At 36.6% G+C, this 17,843-nt stretch carries 16 protein-coding genes; 9 read left to right on the top strand and 7 right to left on the bottom strand.

Annotation, left to right across the window (positions count from 1 at the left end; genetic code table 11):
- Positions 1 to 67 precede the first annotated feature (67 nt).
- Positions 68 to 1,324, top strand: a complete 1,257-nt coding sequence (icd, locus tag ABFY81_RS08960) for an NADP-dependent isocitrate dehydrogenase (RefSeq protein ID WP_347913572.1) — start codon at positions 68 to 70, stop codon at positions 1,322 to 1,324.
- Positions 1,325 to 1,924: 600 nt separating this feature from the next.
- Here icd and ABFY81_RS08955 read toward each other — a convergent pair.
- From ABFY81_RS08955 to ABFY81_RS08945, 3 genes are all read right to left on the bottom strand, one after another.
- Positions 1,925 to 2,320, bottom strand: a complete 396-nt coding sequence (locus ABFY81_RS08955) for a hypothetical protein (RefSeq protein WP_049064672.1) — start codon at positions 2,318 to 2,320, stop codon at positions 1,925 to 1,927.
- Between the two features lie 213 nt (positions 2,321 to 2,533).
- Positions 2,534 to 2,659: a hypothetical protein gene (locus ABFY81_RS08950; protein ID WP_288101026.1), complete on the bottom strand. Its 126-nt coding sequence runs from the start codon at positions 2,657 to 2,659 to the stop codon at positions 2,534 to 2,536.
- The gene (locus ABFY81_RS08945) at positions 2,656 to 3,834 is read right to left on the bottom strand and encodes a YbfB/YjiJ family MFS transporter (protein ID WP_347913571.1); all 1,179 of its coding nucleotides are present in this window, start codon (positions 3,832 to 3,834) and stop codon (positions 2,656 to 2,658) included. Before ABFY81_RS08945 ends, ABFY81_RS08950 begins: the two co-directional genes overlap by 4 nt.
- Positions 3,835 to 3,930: 96 nt before the next feature.
- On the opposite strand from ABFY81_RS08945, the gene ABFY81_RS08940 reads away from it, so the two are divergent.
- From ABFY81_RS08940 to ABFY81_RS08925, 4 genes are all read left to right on the top strand, one after another.
- A complete protein-coding gene (locus tag ABFY81_RS08940) occupies positions 3,931 to 4,812 on the top strand; it encodes a LysR family transcriptional regulator (protein ID WP_077164812.1) in 882 nt (293 codons plus the stop codon).
- Positions 4,813 to 5,009: 197 nt separating this feature from the next.
- Complete coding sequence (locus ABFY81_RS08935) at positions 5,010 to 6,404, top strand: L-cystine transporter (RefSeq protein ID WP_004700069.1); 1,395 nt, start codon at positions 5,010 to 5,012, stop codon at positions 6,402 to 6,404.
- Positions 6,405 to 6,553: 149 nt separating this feature from the next.
- A complete protein-coding gene (locus tag ABFY81_RS08930) occupies positions 6,554 to 7,369 on the top strand; it encodes a PhzF family phenazine biosynthesis protein (protein ID WP_199999591.1) in 816 nt (271 codons plus the stop codon).
- Between the two features lie 122 nt (positions 7,370 to 7,491).
- Positions 7,492 to 10,254, top strand: coding sequence for a pitrilysin family protein (locus ABFY81_RS08925; protein ID WP_347913570.1), 2,763 nt, complete (start codon positions 7,492 to 7,494; stop codon positions 10,252 to 10,254).
- A gap of 59 nt (positions 10,255 to 10,313) precedes the next feature.
- On the opposite strand, the gene ABFY81_RS08920 is transcribed toward ABFY81_RS08925, so the two are convergent.
- Positions 10,314 to 10,727, bottom strand: a complete 414-nt coding sequence (locus ABFY81_RS08920) for a DUF3144 domain-containing protein (RefSeq protein ID WP_077163108.1) — start codon at positions 10,725 to 10,727, stop codon at positions 10,314 to 10,316.
- Positions 10,728 to 10,831: 104 nt separating this feature from the next.
- Here ABFY81_RS08920 and ABFY81_RS08915 point away from each other — a divergent pair, with 104 nt between their 5' ends.
- The gene (locus ABFY81_RS08915; RefSeq protein ID WP_004700077.1) at positions 10,832 to 11,464 is read left to right on the top strand and encodes a hypothetical protein; all 633 of its coding nucleotides are present in this window, start codon (positions 10,832 to 10,834) and stop codon (positions 11,462 to 11,464) included.
- A gap of 40 nt (positions 11,465 to 11,504) precedes the next feature.
- Here ABFY81_RS08915 and ABFY81_RS08910 read toward each other — a convergent pair whose 3' ends face one another.
- The gene (locus ABFY81_RS08910) at positions 11,505 to 12,968 is read right to left on the bottom strand and encodes a CHAD domain-containing protein (protein ID WP_347913569.1); all 1,464 of its coding nucleotides are present in this window, start codon (positions 12,966 to 12,968) and stop codon (positions 11,505 to 11,507) included.
- Between the two features lie 165 nt (positions 12,969 to 13,133).
- Here ABFY81_RS08910 and ABFY81_RS08905 point away from each other — a divergent pair, with 165 nt between their 5' ends.
- Positions 13,134 to 13,517, top strand: a complete 384-nt coding sequence (locus ABFY81_RS08905; protein ID WP_347913568.1) for a DUF962 domain-containing protein — start codon at positions 13,134 to 13,136, stop codon at positions 13,515 to 13,517.
- A 244-nt stretch (positions 13,518 to 13,761) separates the two neighbouring features.
- On the opposite strand, the gene ABFY81_RS08900 is transcribed toward ABFY81_RS08905, so the two are convergent.
- Together ABFY81_RS08900 and ABFY81_RS08895 are read right to left on the bottom strand one after the other, a co-directional pair.
- The gene (locus tag ABFY81_RS08900; RefSeq protein ID WP_347913567.1) at positions 13,762 to 14,103 is read right to left on the bottom strand and encodes a hypothetical protein; all 342 of its coding nucleotides are present in this window, start codon (positions 14,101 to 14,103) and stop codon (positions 13,762 to 13,764) included.
- A gap of 1 nt (position 14,104) precedes the next feature.
- The gene (locus ABFY81_RS08895) at positions 14,105 to 15,268 is read right to left on the bottom strand and encodes a hypothetical protein (protein ID WP_347913566.1); all 1,164 of its coding nucleotides are present in this window, start codon (positions 15,266 to 15,268) and stop codon (positions 14,105 to 14,107) included.
- A gap of 589 nt (positions 15,269 to 15,857) precedes the next feature.
- Here ABFY81_RS08895 and thiE point away from each other — a divergent pair.
- Together thiE and hemL are read left to right on the top strand one after the other, a co-directional pair.
- Positions 15,858 to 16,469 carry a thiamine phosphate synthase gene (thiE, locus tag ABFY81_RS08890; RefSeq protein WP_347913565.1) on the top strand — a complete coding sequence of 204 codons (612 nt, stop codon included), beginning with the start codon at positions 15,858 to 15,860 and terminating at the stop codon, positions 16,467 to 16,469.
- 42 nt (positions 16,470 to 16,511) lie between these two features.
- Positions 16,512 to 17,810 carry a glutamate-1-semialdehyde 2,1-aminomutase gene (gene hemL / locus ABFY81_RS08885; protein WP_347913564.1) on the top strand — a complete coding sequence of 433 codons (1,299 nt, stop codon included), beginning with the start codon at positions 16,512 to 16,514 and terminating at the stop codon, positions 17,808 to 17,810.
- The last annotated feature ends 33 nt before the right edge of the window (positions 17,811 to 17,843 follow it).

The following is a 17,843-nucleotide window of genomic DNA, read 5'->3' as shown; positions in this document are numbered from 1 at the left end:
AAGTATTGTTTATCGATAATTATTTTTGTTTGGTTAGTTAAATATTATAAAAGGGAGAATCTACACAATGGGTTATCAGAAGATCGTGGTTCCTGCCGATGGTGATAAAATTAAAGTAAAAGCAGACCTATCACTGAATGTACCAAATCATCCAATTATTCCATTTATTGAGGGTGATGGTATTGGTGTAGATATTACACCGACCATGAAAACAGTTGTTGATGCGGCTGTCTTAAAAGCCTATGGCGGTAAACGTTCCATTGAGTGGATGGAAGTATATTGTGGTGAAAAGGCTAATAAAATTTATGGCAGCTATATGCCAGAAGAAACTTTTGAAGCTCTGCGTGAATTTGTCGTTTCAATTAAAGGTCCCTTAACTACTCCAGTTGGTGGCGGTATTCGCTCACTTAATGTGGCATTACGCCAAGAATTAGACTTGTACGTGTGTGTACGCCCTGTACGTTGGTTTGAGGGTGTTCCATCACCTGTTCAGCATCCAGAACTAACCGACATGGTGATTTTCCGTGAAAACTCGGAAGATATTTATGCTGGTATTGAATGGAAAGCTGATTCTGAAGAAGCGAAGAAGGTGATAAAGTTCCTTCAAGAAGAAATGGGCGTCACAAAAATTCGCTTTCCAGAAGGATGCGGTATTGGAATCAAGCCAGTATCTAAAGAAGGATCGCAACGTTTAGTTCGTAAAGCCATTCAATTTGCAATAGATAATGACAAACCATCGGTAACCCTTGTTCATAAAGGTAATATTATGAAATATACCGAAGGTGCCTTTAAAGAATGGGGTTATGAGTTAGCTTTAGATCGTTTTGGTGGTGAACTCATAGATGGTGGTCCATGGGTTAAAATTAAAAACCCTAAAACTGGTAAAGACATCATTATTAAAGATGTAATTGCAGATGCCTTCTTACAGCAAATTTTGATGCGTCCTGCCGACTACTCAGTGATAGCAACCCTTAATTTAAATGGTGACTATATTTCTGATGCATTAGCAGCAGAAGTAGGAGGTATAGGAATTGCTCCGGGAGCAAATATCGGGGGTGCAATTGCCGTATATGAGGCAACTCATGGCACAGCACCTAAATATGCTGGGCAAGATAAAGTAAACCCTGGTTCAATTATTCTTTCTGCTGAAATGATGCTTCGAGATATGGGATGGACGGAAGCGGCAGACCTTATTATTAAAGGTATTTCAGGAGCGATTGCAGCCAAAACGGTGACTTACGATTTTGAACGTTTAATGCCGGGAGCAACCTTGTTGCGTTGTTCTGAATTTGGTGAGGCAATTATTCGTCATATGGAAGATTAGACTGTCATAAAGAAGCCCTTAACGAGGGCTTCTTTGTTGTTCAATGAGTATTATTTATAGTTTTTTATAGTATTGAAGTTAATACAAATAATAAGCTATGAGTTAGCAGTATAAGCCCAAAGCATACAAGTTAATACAGTTAAACTTAACAATATTCCACCCTGACCATAATGAGTTGCATAGAGGGGAACTTGTCCAATACTGTGCGTAAGTTTATAGTTCAAAATAGGTCTAATGCAAAAGAAAAACAGCGGTAATGAAAAGATTACCGTGTTACTCATTTTAATGGTAAAGCGGAAATAGTAACTAAATAGCCCTATTACCATTACATATAACAGAGTTTTGAAAAGTACTTCTCCACTGGTATAGACATCTATACCAACATAAACATTAAACTTCCATATAAGAAGGCTAAATGTAGCAATTATTGAAATAATAGTTACTACAACAGCATTTGCTGGGCTTGATACATTAAACATTTTTAAGTTTTAATTGATATAAAGTAATTTATTTAAAATATATATTATAAAAATATATATTTCAGTGACCATTTTTAACTTTATAAAAATCACGAAAAATCGTTATTCAGACTTTTTAAGACTAATGCGAATTTGAGCTTGTTTCTTTAAATACCCATAGCGCAAAGCAGAAGATAATGACGAGGAGTAATCCTAAAATTTGACCATGACCAGAGAGGTAAAATGGAACCTCTGGGATGGTTTGAATGGCTTTATAGTCAAGAACAGGCGATAGCCAAAAGTATGCAAATGGAATAGCAATTAAAAATTGTGTTGTAAACTCAATATGATCGCGTGTTAAAAAGCCAAGGGTAGCCGCTGTGGCAATATAGATAATAATCTTTACAGAGACTTCATAGGATGTTGTGATGTCCAGTGCAAATATAGTTCGACATTTAAATGCTAATAATGAAACGCAGATAAAAGCGAACATCGCTAAGAGCTTTAAAAGCTCATCAATATAATTGTTATTGCTCATGTCTTACTCTATTTTAAGTATTAAAATTATAAATTTTGAATAAATATAGATGAGACGAAAACACTCTACATTGACAAAATATGACATTTTTTGTCAATAAAGCTGCTTTGTAAATAATCAAGAAATGCAAACGATACCTTTTTACGACACAGATTTAATCGTTAATGTTCACTTTGAAAAAATTGACAAGCCCCTTATTAGTCGGGGCTTTTTTTATTGCATAAACTCAGGGTGTTTTGCCGTTTTGGGTGCACCGATTTTCTTTTGGTAGCTTTGGTCTAAGACCTGTATCACCAGTACAAATGCAATTAAAAATACAGGAAACAATATAGTTTTCACGTTTCGGTTGCTCCGAGAGTGGTAGGTAGGGAAGGACGGGTGCGGACTAAAAGGATTAAAGCGAATAGCAAAACAATGCCACCCATTAAAAAGAGATGGGCATACGACCAGTGCAAGTGATGTAAGGTACTTATAACCACGCCACCTAAAAGCTGGGTACTGGCAAAGCCAATCGTGGCAAGGCTCCAGAGTTTTTGATAACGCTGCTCATAGATTTGTAAAAGGCTATAAGAGCTAATAAACACGGTGGCAGGCGTGAGCAAACCTGTAAGAAATGAAGACAATGCAAGTAAAGAGATGGCATGTGAAAAGAACGGTAATGCAATGGCTACGCAGTAAATGCCATAAAGCCATTTAATTGCTTGTAAATATCCGGTGAGGCGGCTTAAACAGTACGCCACAAAAGCGCCTATACAGCTTCCGATGCCATACAGCACCCAAAACAAATTTCGCTGTTGCAATGGAAAATGCAAGGTTCCCGATAAGTAATCCATCCAAAACAAAGAGTGGGGAATATAGGCAAAAGCACTGCACATATAGGCAATAATAATGACCAGCCCCAAGCGTGAATGTTTGATGCTTTGAGGAACTTGGCTGGTTGTTTGAACAGACTGCTGTGGTTGATGGTTGAGTAATTGGAAAAGTACCAAACTGCCAAAAATAGAGAGCGCTGCAAAAATGCTCCAGACATATTGAACGGGCATATTTTTAAGTAAGGGAATAATAATAGTCGCAGATAACACGCCTACACCAATGCCGCTAAACCCTAAGAAATTGACTTTGAGTCTTTGACTCATTGCAATATTTTTCATGGCAAAGCTCGGTGCCAAAATCATGAGTAGGCCGCCTGCAATTCCTGAAATGGTGCGCCAGAACACGAACCAAACCAATGGTATGTGTATCAAGGCACAGCAGAGTAGGCTTAAACTGCCCACAACTGCCGAACTTACAATGAGTATGGGAATAGATTTTTCTTTAATACTAAACAACGCCAACAAGGCACCTAGCAAATAGCCCAGCAAATTTGCACTGCCTAAGAAGCTTGCGAAGTCATGTGTCCATCCGTATTGCACAATCATGATTGGCATGAGGGCAGTGTAGGAAAATCTAAAAACACCAATACCCAAGCAAGTTGCTAAAAATACAAGCAGACTCATTCGATAAAGCGTAGTCATGAGAAATCACTCAATTTTTTTATTATTAAAAGCGAGTTTGATAATCTTTAAAAATGATTTAATATGATACTAATTATCTTATTTTGAGATAGTGGTATGTTGCTTAAGTCTCTAGAGTTTTTTTTAGCGGTTGCAGAGAGTGGAAGTTTTTCACTGGCTGCACAAAAAATGTATACGGTTCAATCGAATATCACTAGTCATGTGAAAAAGCTTGAAGAAGAGTTAGGAGTGGTTTTATTAAATCGCCATAATCCCGTGACATTAACCAATGCAGGGCAGCAGTTGCATAGCTATGCTGTTCAAATGATCGCGCTGCACAATAAAGCGAAAAAAATCTTTCAATACAGTGATATTGATCCGAACGAAACCATTCGTTTAGGCAGTATGGAAACTACAGCGGCCATACGACTTCCTCAATTACTGAATGAATGTATGCAGCAATATCCTAATTTGCCGATTGAGCTTCAAACTCACCCAACAGGATATTTGATTAACGCTGTGCAGCAAGGTGAGCTTGATTGCGCTTTTGTAGCCTCGAAATATGTGATTCCTGAGTTATATAGCTATCCAATATGGCAAGAACAATTGGTTTTAGTTTGTCCGAAACAGCAAACCGAGTTTCCTGATATTGCCACGCTTGCAAAGACCAGATTTATTGCATTTCGACAAGGGTGTTCCTATCGCCATGCAATTGAGCTGTTTTTAAATGACCATAGTGTGCCGCCTTCGCAAATCATGGAAATGGGCAGTCTGGACGGTATTGTCAGTTGTGTGGAGCTAGGTGTCGGCTTTGCGCTATTGCCAAAGTCATATTTGACTAAAGTGGCTGATAAATTGTCGTTAAGCTGTTTTGAAATTAATACTGAATCTGCACACTTTACCACTTATGTCGTTGCTCAGCCTCCTGAGACATGGGGGAGCAATCTAAAGCAATTTATTGGTTTTATTGAGCAACAGTTTATACAGAAATGTGCTTAATTTTAATACATAAATGTCCTACTTAGCTTATGCCCTAAAAGTGATATATATGTATTTAAATGTCATTTTATATTCTCATCCAGATCGGCAATGATCTGCATGCTAGAAAATTGTGGAAAAGGGTAGTTTATATAGGCCGGCTATGGTCAAATATGCCCCCTTAAAAGATGACACAAGCAATAATTTGGAGTTTGGGAATGAATATACCCTTAATCATCAATATTGTGGTTTTTGTCGGGTTAATATTTTTACTCGCCCAAACACGTAAAACGGACTGGAGCTTATCTAAAAAAGTTCTTGCTGGCTTAGTTCTAGGTGTAGTGTTTGGTTTAGGACTACATTTGATTTATGGCGGTGGCCATCCGATTCTTGCTGAATCTATTAGCTGGTTTAATATTGTTGGTAACGGCTATGTAAAACTTTTACAAATGGTCGTGATGCCTTTGGTATTTGTATCGATTTTAGGCGCAGTAGCCAAGTTGCATCAGGCTTCCTCTTTAGGAAAAATCAGCGTCTATACCATCGGAACTCTACTATTCACAACGTTAATTGCTGCGCTGGTTGGTGTATTTGTGACGAACTTATTTGGTTTAACTGCCAAAGGTTTGGTGCAAGGTGCTGCTGAAACTGCGCGTTTAACTGCAATTAATACTGATTATGTAAGCAAAGTAACAGATTTAAGCGTACCGCAATTTATTCTTTCCTTTATTCCAAGTAACCCTTTTGCTGAGTTAACGGGTGCAAATCCGACTTCAATTATTAGTGTAGTTATTTTTGCTGTCTTTTTAGGGATAGCTGCGCTTAATTTAATGAAAGATGATGCAGAAAAAGGTCAGCGTATTTTGACTGCTATTCAGACGTTACAGTCTTGGGTCATGAAGCTTGTACGTTTAGTCATGACGCTTACACCGTATGGTGTTTTTGCGCTTATGACTAAGGTTGTGGCAAGTTCAAATGTGGCTGACATTTTAAACCTAGGTGGTTTTTTAGTTGCGTCATATTTAGGTTTGGCGATTATGTTTGGCGTTCATGCCATTATTTTGACTCTAACAGGTGTTTCTCCGCTTAAGTTCTTTAAGAAAGTTGCGCCTGTTTTAACATTCGCATTTACAAGCCGTTCAAGTGCAGCAAGTATTCCACTGAGTATTGAAGCGCAAACTCGTCGTTTGGGTATTCCCGAATCTATTGCGAGTTTTTCTGCTTCGTTTGGTGCAACCATTGGTCAAAATGGTTGTGCGGGTTTATACCCAGCAATGTTGGCAGTCATGGTTGCGCCAACCATGGGTATTAATACACTCGACCCAATGTGGATTGCTTCTTTAGTGGGTATTGTGACTTTAAGTTCAATTGGTGTGGCTGGTGTTGGTGGTGGTGCAACTTTTGCTGCACTGATTGTGCTTCCTGCAATGGGTTTACCTGTAACTTTGGTTGCGCTGCTTATTTCAATCGAACCGTTAATTGATATGGGCCGTACTGCATTAAATGTAAATGGTTCAATGACTGCAGGTGTAGTGACGAGTCAACTGATGGGCCAAACAGATAAAGACATATTAAATAGTGAAGATGAAATTGAGTTAACTCAACATCATTAATAGTTAGTATAAAACGGCTCATTCATATCTGAATGAGCCGTTTTTTATATGCTTAAATTGCCACTGTGATGTTAATTTTAAAAAAACTGTATCTGTTTTTATTTTAAATAGTTTTAGAAAATGAGCTTATTACAAAAGAGAGCACTATCATGAAAATGTATCAAGTCGATGCTTTTACAAAAGAGTTATTTCGTGGAAATCCAGCTGCTGTGATTGTTGAAAAAGAGTGGCTAGATGCAGATTTAATGCAAAAGATAGCGCTTGAAAATAACTTATCTGAAACTGCTTTTGTAAAAATTATAGATTCTGAAAACTATGAAATTCGTTGGTTTACACCAATGGTTGAAGTCGATTTTTGTGGTCATGCGACTCTTGCGAGTGCTTTTGTACTCTTTAAAGATTTTACGGATAAAAAGACCATTAATTTTCATGTCCGAAACTTAGGGCTTTTTATTGTTCACCAAGATGAAGATGGCAAAATCAGAATGAATTTTCCAATTCGTAAGGCTGAACAAGTGGAAGATTATCCAGCTATTTTACGACAAGCTTTAAGCAAACCATTTAAGGCTGTTTATCAAAATGTTCAAGCTTATATTGTTGAGTATGAATCAGTGCAAGACGTGTTGGATGAGCAGCCTGACATGAACTTACTTAAAGCCTTAGGTAAACGGACAGCTATTACGACTACAGATATGGATGTCGTAATCACTACAAAAGCAGACGAGCACTATGACTGTGTGTCTCGTTATTTTGCACCTGTTGCAGGCATTGAAGAAGACCCTGTTACAGGTTCAATTCATACTGCAATAGCGCCGTTATGGGCAGAAAAGCTGAGCAAAAATAATATTGTGGCTTATCAAGCTTCTAGCCGTGGAGGCGTTTTATATTGCAATATACTGAATCAGGAACGTATTGAAATTGCAGGATATGGCAAACTTTATATGCAAGCAGAAATTTTTCTTTAAAATAAAAAGCCGTTTAAATAAACGGCTTTCTTTTCAAAACTTTACTATTAATGTCAGCTTAAATTACCTACTATACTCTTACAACTATTGATTTTTTATTATTCAAATTAATTGGTATTTCTATGTTCATGCAGTTTAAACAACTGACTCTCTCCCTATGTATTCTTGGTTTAAGTGCTGCGTCTTTTGCACAAACGACATTAGTAAAAAGTAAGCAAAATATTGAGGAATATAAATTAGATAATGGCTTTCGGGTAGTGCTTGCGCCGAATGACAAAGAAAATAAAATCTTTATTAATACTATCTATTTGACAGGTTCTTTAAATGACCCACAAGGTAAAAGTGGCTTAGCACATTTACTTGAGCATTTGGCATTTAAAGGCACGCAAAACGTAAAGGGTGAAGAATTTCAGCGCCGTTTAGATCAATATACATTAATGACAAATGCGAGCACGGATTACTATTCAACCAAATATACCAATATTGTTCGTCCAGAAAAAAATGCGCTAGATCAAGTGTTGTACCTTGAATCTGAACGTATGGATAAATTGGTACTACAAGAAAAATTTGTACCTTCTGAAATTGAAATCGTAAAGCGTGAACGTGAAGTCCGTATGGATCAGCCTTTTGCTGTCTTAATGGATCAAATGTGGAAATCGGCTTATGGAAACAAGTATTTAGGGCGATTACCGATTGGTGATTTACCTGAGCTTAAATCTATTAAAATGCCTGAATTGAATCAGTTCTACCGCAGTTGGTATGCACCGAATAATGCTGTGATGGTCGTTTCAGGTAAGTTTGATAAAACTGATGTTTTAAAAACAATTGACCAATATTTTAGTCCGATTCCTGCACGAGCTGTGCCGAAGCCTGTTCAGGTACCTGTTTTAGATTCTACAAAAATGAAGGATCGTGAGTTTGTAGTGAAAAAGGGCAGTGATTTGGCCAAATTCCATATCTATATGAATGGAAAAAACACGAAAATTCAACCAACACTCGCTTTAGCTCCAATGTTGTATACCATGCAGCCAAGCGGTCATTTATATCAAAACATGGTTGAAACGGGTATTTCTACAGACGTTCAGGCATCAACATGGTTAGATCAAGATTTTAATGTCGTATTTTTAGGTGCGGTTTACTCACCAAAAAATGACCCTAATAAAGTTGAAAGTGCTTTACTCTCGGGAATAGAAAAGGGTAAGCCTTTTACAGAGACTGAGCTAAATCGCGTAAAAAGCTTAATGAAAACGCAAGGCGAGTTAGTCAATAAAGATGCCGTTGCTTTGGGTTCTCGTTTAAGTGATTACAGTGTAGCTGGTGGGCAATGGGACCAATATTTTAAAGATTTAGATGCAGTTGAGAAAGTGAAACTCAATGAAGTCAATCAAACCTTAAAGCAGTTTCTTGTTGCTGGGCATCGTATTGATGGCGATATTTTGCCGACACCTGAAGATCAAAAGAAAGCATTGCAACTTGACCCTAAAGATAAGCCTAAAACTTTAGATCAAACCGATGTTAAACCAGAGCCTTTAAAAGACCCAAAAGTTTATCAACAAGAAGTTAACGAGTTTTTAAAAACCTCAAAGCAATATGCCGAAACTAATGAGAAAAAGATTAGCCGCGGGAAACTTAAAAACGGAATGAAGTATGCTTTGTTCCCTGTAGAAACTCGTGATGATCGTACCTATGCCACTATTACTATGGATTTTGGTACAGAAAAATCTTTATTTGATAAAGGTACAGTTGTTGATTTAACTTCATATTTATTACTGCGTGGCTCTGACAAATATAGTTTGCAAGATATTGCAGATAAGTCGATTGATGCAGGCGGTGCAGCTTATGCAAGTGCTGACGGCAATGGTATGAATATTAACATTCAATCTAAAACTGAAAAATTTGATGAGTTCTTCAAATTTGTTTTAGAGGTCATGAAAAATCCGAAGTTTGAACAATCTCAATTTGATTTAATTAAGTCTCAAAGCTTGTCGAGCCTTGATCGTCCTTATACTGAACCAGATGTCGTGGCAGGTTTAACATTATCGCGTTTAATTGAAGAATACCAACCAGGTGATTTGCGTTATCACTTTGAACCTGAGCTGGCTAAAAAACAATTGAAGAATGTGACCCAAGAACAAGTGAAAGAGCTATATCAGCATTTCTTTGCAATGAACCATGCGCAAATTGCGATTACTGGTGCATTTGATGCAAAGAAAATGAAAAATCTCTTGAATCAAGAGTTTGGGAGCTGGAATAGTAAGCAACCATACGAAAAAATCTTAATTAAACATGTCGATTTTCCTGCTCAGAAAGTGCATGCTTTATCTGAACAACGCGAGTTTGGTAGTTATCAAAGTATAATCACACTACCAGTTGGGAAAAATCATCCTGATGCACCTGCATTAATTTTAATGAATTATATTTTAGGTGATTCTCAAATCTCATCACGTTTGGCTCAAGAGCTTCGTGAAAAAAATGCATTGGTATATGGTTTTGGAACAGGTCTACAACTTGATCAGGACACAAATGTTGGTGCGTTAAGTATTAGTGCAAACTATACGGCTGGGCGTTCAGCACAAGTCTCTGATTCAGTTCATAAAGTACTAAATGACTTGTTAACGAAGGGTATTACTGAGCAAGAGCTTGACGCAGCTAAAGCAGATCTCATGAAGAAACGTGTTACTGCATTAGAAGATGAGCGCAACATTCACGGTATGTTAAATATTGAGCTTGAGTCGGGTAAAACATTACTTGACCGCATTAAGCACGATCAAGACTTAACTAAGCTGACCGTTGCCGATGTGAACGCAGTCATTAAAAAATATATTAAACCTTCAAACCTTGTGGAGGTGATGGCTGACCAATATGGCCAAGCGCAAAAGCAATAACTAACTTATCAAATAAAAAGCCACATTAAGTGGCTTTTTATTTGAGTATTTAAAACTTATTAATGGTCATGGTCATGGTCATGGTCATGGTCATGGTCATGTTTGTGAGCATGGAAATCTTCATTCTTACGGAAACGTAAGTAGTTTTCGAACTGTTCACAATACTCATCAAAGTTATCTTCGAGCATCATTTGAAATTGCTGAAGCAAATAAGACATTACTTGCTCTTTTGCATCGCGCATTTCATTGCCATCTTTAAAATTGTTTGCAGCCACCCACGTATTAAAACGGGCAGTTGCAAATAACATGGCTGCACTCACTTGGCCGCGAAGCTCAGCGGGGTCAGGCTTTTGGCCTTTAGGCGGGCGACAAAAATCATTCGCTTGTTTAATGAATTCATCCGCACGCTCAAAGAAAACAGCATTTAACGCTTCTTCTTCAGTAATATCTGTTGCATTAATCTTTTGAGACATGACATATTCCCGCAAAAATAGAGCTGCTTATTATAGGCAAAGCCTTGCGGAAACAAAACCTTTGCCTTAGTCTGTAAATAGCCTAAGTGTTGGAAGTTCTAATTATGCAAGATGCGATAGCCGTTCAAAGTTTAAAAACAGACATTGCTCTATTACGTCAGCATATTTTTCCACCCCAATATTTAGAGCATGTCGAAGGGCTGCCAATTTATTATGGTTTGCAAGAAGAAGTTTTAGCCTATTACCAACAATGGAAAGACTTAATCGAAAGGGCACAAGAGCTTTTTCAACCTTTTATGGAAGATGAATTACCAGATGCAATTCATTTACCAAGCCATCTGAACTTACCATTATTCTTTTTTCATGTAGATCGGATTCGTATTAATAAAACACGTGCTAAAGAGTCGAAAACTTTTCGTGGTGTGGCAAGTCTTATTGAAAAATGCGGTCAGTTCGAAACAGATCAGATTTTTACCATGCAAGAATGGTTGCAGAGTGATGACACGGCAGCACTCGTTGCTCACCGTGAATTTATCGACTTGAGAACTTATGTGTTCCAGCATGGTCAAAGTGAATATACACGTTCACGTTTTTATACCAATGGTATTGTGCTAGGGGTAGAGCCTCACTTTGAACTTGTCGATGCCCGAGATAAACCAAGAAAGCAACGTAGCGATAGCTATAATGACCCGTTAGCAGATAATGGTGTGTGGAAAGTATTTGGTAAATACCGATAAGATAAAAAGTCGCGACATCTATGTCGCGACTATAAGATACTTACCAAAAAGTTTTTACTTGATTAAATTTTTGCAAAGCTTCGGCAGACTGATTTTGTAAATAAGGTTGTTTGGCCTTAATCCATCCTAGAGCAAACCAAAAGTGCGGGTCGTGCTCAATTGCTTTATTAAATAGATCTTCAGCTATAAACAAATCGTTATATAGTCCTAACGTATTTTGCACGGGTTGCAATTTCTTTAAAAACTGTTGAACATTTTTAGATGGATATAAGCTTGATATAAATTCGATGCAGTAACGTAGCTGTTTAGCTTTTTTACGTATCTTGTGCTGTTCAGTTACTTCGAGTTCATTGAAATCTTTAGCGTGACTCAAAACTTGGTGATGTAACTTATCTAAGCTTTTTTCTATCTGCTTTTTAAATTTTCCTTTAGTACTTTGGCTATCTTCTTCTGAATACGCAAATGCCAGTAATGCGAGTACAAGCTTGACGGTTTCTGCCGATTTGAACAGTGTGGCAAGATCTTTTAATGGCTCCTCTGAGATTGGAAGTAAAAGCTCAGGTGAACCATGTTGCACAATCATCGGTAAAATTTCAGTACGAATAGCATCTACGTCACGCGTGTTTCCAAGCTTGCGGAAAAGTGCTGCAATTTGCTCTTCCCAAGCAGGGTTCAAATCGTCTGACCATCCTGAAAAATGATGAAGTGCACTGCGTAAACGACGTAAGCTTACACGTGCCTGATGGATATGCTCAGCTTCGGCGACGTTATCGGCAATTGCAGCCATATTCGGTAAGAATTGTCCTAAACAGTTTTCTACAATTTTTTTGAGAGCTTGTTCTGCTGAAATATTCTTATTTAAGCTCAAGTTTTTTGCGTGAACAGCAGGTGAAACGGCTTTTCCTAATGCGAGTAAATTACCGCGTTCGGCTTTACTTCTAACATCGAGCCATAACTCATAACGATTAATCCATTGCTGTGCAAATTGAATCAGTGTTTTAACAGCACCTTGTTTAAGCTCAAACTCAACTTCACAAATTTTACTTTGGGTGGTTGCCGTTTTTACTACGCCGTCATCAAGACAGACTTCAATAGCAGTGTCATCGGCTTCAAATACATGATAAGTACGTTGTACATCTGTCTCAAACTGTAAGCTTAGCTTTTCGACTTCAGTGCCTAAAGCTTCAGTAATTAAATCTGTGACTGCTTTATTATCTTTATATAGATTAAGGTTTAGTTCGGGTTCTTGCTCGCATTTACCTAGAAAAACTTCTTCTTCAACACGGTGTAAATGACTTTGACCAGCGGCTTTAAAGGTTTGTACCCACAAATCATTTTCTTTACGTAAACGTAGAGCCATACCATTTTTTGCGAGTAGACGGTCTGGTGTATCGTAATATTTGGCCTGCAAGTGAATATGCTGTGCTTTATGCTTTTTCAAATACTGCTGAACAGTTTTTTTCTTCGATTCAGGTAACTGAAACTTAAGCTCAACTTCAACCATAATGGATCTCCCTGAATCAGGTATTTAAACTATCTTGAATAAGTATAATAGCTTAGTGCTAAAAATAATGTTTTTGATAGAGAAAGTTACAATCAAACCTATGACGCTACACTTTGTTTTAGGTGTACAATCAGGTGACGTTTTGATCAAATAAAAATCAGGAAGATGATCGTGAATGCACCAGTAAACTTCGACCATGAAGCTCAGCCAGAGTTTGAATTACCGATTAAAAACTATCAGGAATTTTATCGTTTTTATTTAACTGAACACCGTAACATTATGAGCAGGCGCTTACATGTGGTGGGTAGCAGCATTGGTATATACTTTTTTTCAAAAGCAATTCGTAAGAAACAAGCTAAATATGCACTGTATGGTTTAGTGTCTGGCTATGCATGTGCATGGGTTGGACATTTTGTATTTGAAAAAAATAAACCTGCCAGTTTTAAACAGCCTCTTTATAGCTTTATTTCTGATTGGCGAATGCTATCTGATGTGGCGACTGGTCAATTAAGTTTGATTGATCGTAAGCACGATAAAATTGATTCTTAAAGTAAAAATTTAAGGTGTTGAAAGGGCATGACTTGAAGCTTCCCACAGCTTCACTATATGACTTCAATAGTGCTGCATCAGTAGCTTATCTTGGGGTTCCTTTTTATATAGGTCAAAATGTGCGAGCTGTGGCGAAGAAAAACCAAAGCCAAAAACTTACCCTTTTGATTTAGTCAGTATGGTTTTGCCTTAATTATTTAAAGAAAATCCCGCTTTAAGCGGGACTTTCTGAACTAAAAATTATTCACAATAAAAATCCAAATACGGCTAATAAATCACGAATTAAACCTACAATGTCTGAAGCAGTTTTAAGATTATTTATTTCTCCCTTTATATTATTATTATAATCATTTAAATCATTAATGGCTGTATTGAATTTTGGATTATTATTGGCAATTTGCTCCTTTATAGTGTTTAATATTTCATGTTGAATTAACAATTTTTGAATTAAAGCTTCTTGCGATTTCTTATCAAACTCCTTTGAATCTTCATTAGGACTAGCATGATTGTTTAAAAAATAATCTCTATTATTAAGGGCTATATCATAAGCTCCATTAATAAGATCATGAACGTTCATAGTAACCATTTTATTTCTCCTTTTTATCCGAAGGAATTTTATTCATCAAGAAATCAACAACCTTATCTAAATCTGAAGTTTTCTTTTCAAATTTAGATAAATCAATTTGTTTATATTTCCTTTCTAATAAAAGCCCGAGAATATCAATTAGTTCACAATTAGGTTCTCTTCCCTTCATATATAGTATATTTTTGAAATCAAAAGAATAATCAGTGTATTGAGAATTTTTATTATCACTAATATACCATTTGATCGTATAGTATTTAGAAGAACTTAGATTGGAAGGACAAAACTTAGTATATAGTTTCGATCTTTCTTGTAGGGGAGACTCTTGTGCTAAATAATTTAAAGAACTATTCGCTACCATTGGTTGATTAAGTAATTGTTCAATTTTTTTTAAATCTTCAATACTGTAATTAGCTTTAGCTGTTTTGGCAGGGGACTTAGTGGCTTGTTTTTGTTGTTTTGCAAAAGATTTTAATAATGATTTGTGTGAGTTTTCAAAGTCACTATTTAAGTTCTTAGCAACAGGCGTTAAAGTATAATTTGTATAATTCATTATATTGATAATTGCTTGTAAAATAATTTCATATTGATCATTAATTATCTTATCAAATTGCTTGTATTGATGGATTTGGTAAGCTTCCTTAAAAAATGTATCTATTATTTTTTTATCTGTAGTTGTTAAATTTCCTTGTGGAACATCCCCATTATTTCGTAACTTGCCTTCAATAATCTTATTTAATTGATCAATATTCTCAACTAGGCTATTAAAATTTTCATTAATATTTTCAGATTCTAAAGATTTAGGTAAAATTTTAAAATACTCAGAAAGTTGAGCCGATTGTTGTTTTATATCTTCTCCTAGTGAATAATTAATATATTGGTTAATAAAAATTCGATTAAAGTTTCTTGAGTTGTTTTCATCTTCCTCTTTTTGATCTTTTATCTCTATTGGGGTACTTATATTAATACCTAACGATAGGTCTTTGTTTCCATCGATATATATTGAATATTTGTCATTGTAATCAACAATCTTGTTTGTTAGAACCACATACTTATCTACACTAGTTGTTAATTTAGTGGTAGCGTCATGAAGTTGTTCGACCTTGGCCGAGATACAACCCGTTAATAAAAACGATCCCGCGATCAAACCAATTATTTTACTGTCCATGATTTATCTCGATATTTATTATAATACTTATAAATATAATATTATTTTTTTACAAAAGAAACAGATATTTACGTGCAAAATAATTATAAAAAATGAATCTTAAATTATATTTTTAGTTTAATTAATAAACATAATAAATATATATAGTTATTTTGATCTAACGTTCTAAATTAATCTTTAAAATATTTGTAAAAACCAAAAAATAGGCAAAAAAAAGCAATCCGATTCAGGATAATGCCTGTAGAGCGGACTGCTTTCTTTATATTTGTATATTAATATGTAAAATTAAATATTGTCAAGATATTAATTGAAGAAATAGAAAAATATAGTTATAAAATTATTGTATTTATTTATAAAGCATATTCGCGCTGCAAGATGCGAAAGATACTATTAAAAAAGTCCCAGCTAAAAAATCAATATCTTTATCTTTAGTAGTCACTCTTGCAGAGAGTGGGCTTTACTAATTGGGAAATGTGGGCCCTAATAATTAAAATCATGATGATATGGCTACCTTGAAGGCACTCTTTATCTTTAAATTTTTACAAAGAAAATATATTCTGAGCGCAATATGTTTAGTGGCGAAACTTTCATGCGCGGTTTATATCTCATTACCAACGATGACCCAATCCAATTATTATTAGAAAAACTAGATGTAGCGCTCGCAACTCGTCAGGTCGCAATTTTACAGTACCGCCGTAAAAAAATAGAAAAAACTGACCAGCCTGCTGAAGTTGAACAGATCAAGATATTGTGTGAAAAATATCAGGTTCCTTTTGTCATTAATGACGACCTAAAACTGGCCGCTCAGTTTGGTTTAGGTGTGCATTTAGGACAAAGTGACGGTGAAATCACAGATGCAAAATCGAAACTTCCTGAAGGTGTCATTATTGGCCGTACTTGCCTCAACTCTTTAGACCTTGCACAAAAAGCAATTGCCGATGGCGCAACTTATGTTGCCTTTGGTGCTGTGTATGCAACTGCCACAAAACCAGAAGCAGGCAATGTCGGTATTGAAGTCATTAAACAAGCAGCAGTTCAATATGATTTACCAATTTGTGCAATTGGTGGTTTAACTGTTGAAAACTCAAAACCTGTGATTGAGGCTGGGGCTGACCTCTGCGCAGTCATTAGTGATATATTAGGTCGATCAACTGCTGAAATTCCTGCCCGTGTACAAGCGTGGGCACAATTATTTTCTTAAGCTTTCAAAATTATTTTTTAGATATTTAAGACGAGCATTTCCATGAGTTTATCTCCAAAGCAAGAACAGTTATTTAAACAAGCCAGCAAACACATTCCTGGTGGTGTGAACTCTCCGGTACGTGCCTTTAATGGCGTTGGAGGAACACCAGTTTTCATCGAGAAAGCTAAAGGTGCTTATTTGTGGGATGTCGATGGCAAGCGCTATGTTGACTATGTTGGTTCTTGGGGACCAATGATTTTGGGCCATGCTCATCCAGAAATTATTAAAGCGGTACAAACAGCAGCAGAAGATGGTTTAAGTTTTGGTGCACCAACCGTACATGAAACGACTTTGGCAGATATTATCTGTGAAATCATGCCATCAATTGAATTAGTACGTATGACCAACTCTGGTACAGAGGCGACCATGACCGCTATTCGTTTAGCACGTGGTTATACTGGCCGTGACAAAATCGTAAAGTTTGAAGGTTGTTACCACGGTCACTCTGACTCACTTTTAGTAAAAGCGGGTTCGGGTTTACTGACTTTAGGTGAAGGTGAGCCAACTTCAAAAGGTGTTCCAGTCGATTTTGCTAAACATACTTTAACGCTGCCTTATAATGATATTGCTGCATTAAAAGAGTGTTTTGCCAAATTCGGTCATGAAATTGCGGGCGTCATTATTGAACCTGTTGCGGGTAACATGAACATGGTGAAACCAATTGACGGTTTCTTACAAGCCATTCGTGATGTGTGTGATGAATATAAATCTGTATTTATTATTGATGAAGTAATGACAGGTTTCCGCGTTGCATTAGGCGGTGCTCAGTCAGTTTATAATGTAAAACCTGACTTAACGACTTTAGGTAAAATTATTGGTGCTGGCTTACCTGTAGGCGCGTTTGGCGGTAAGCGTGAAATCATGGAGTGTATCGCACCATTAGGTGGTGTGTACCAAGCAGGAACGTTATCTGGTAACCCACTTGCTATGCGTGCGGGTATCGAGATGTTTAAACATTTACGCCAACCTGACTTTTACAGCAAATTATCTGCTCAACTTGAAAAGTTACTTGCAGGCTTACAAGCAGCAGCTAATGAAGTGGGTATTCCATTTAAAACTCAGCAAGCTGGTGCAATGTTCGGTCTTTACTTTACCGATCAAGAAGATATTACAAGCTTTGACTCAATGTTGGCATGTGATATTGAAGCTTTCAAAAAGTTTTTCCATGGCATGTTAAAGCGCGGTGTAAACTTGGCACCGTCAGCATTTGAAGCAGGCTTTATTTCATCTGCTCATTCTGATGAAGATATCGAATATACGATTCAGGCTGCCAAAGAAACTTTCGCCGAAATGAAGTAAGCAAAAAGGCCCGTTTTAAACGGGCTTTTTAAT

Source organism: Acinetobacter sp. WA-87, from assembly GCF_039938935.1.
GTDB lineage: Bacteria > Pseudomonadota > Gammaproteobacteria > Pseudomonadales > Moraxellaceae > Acinetobacter > Acinetobacter seifertii.
The sequence above is the reverse complement of the archived record's forward strand: the minus strand, read 5'-3'. Positions and strand labels throughout refer to the sequence as shown.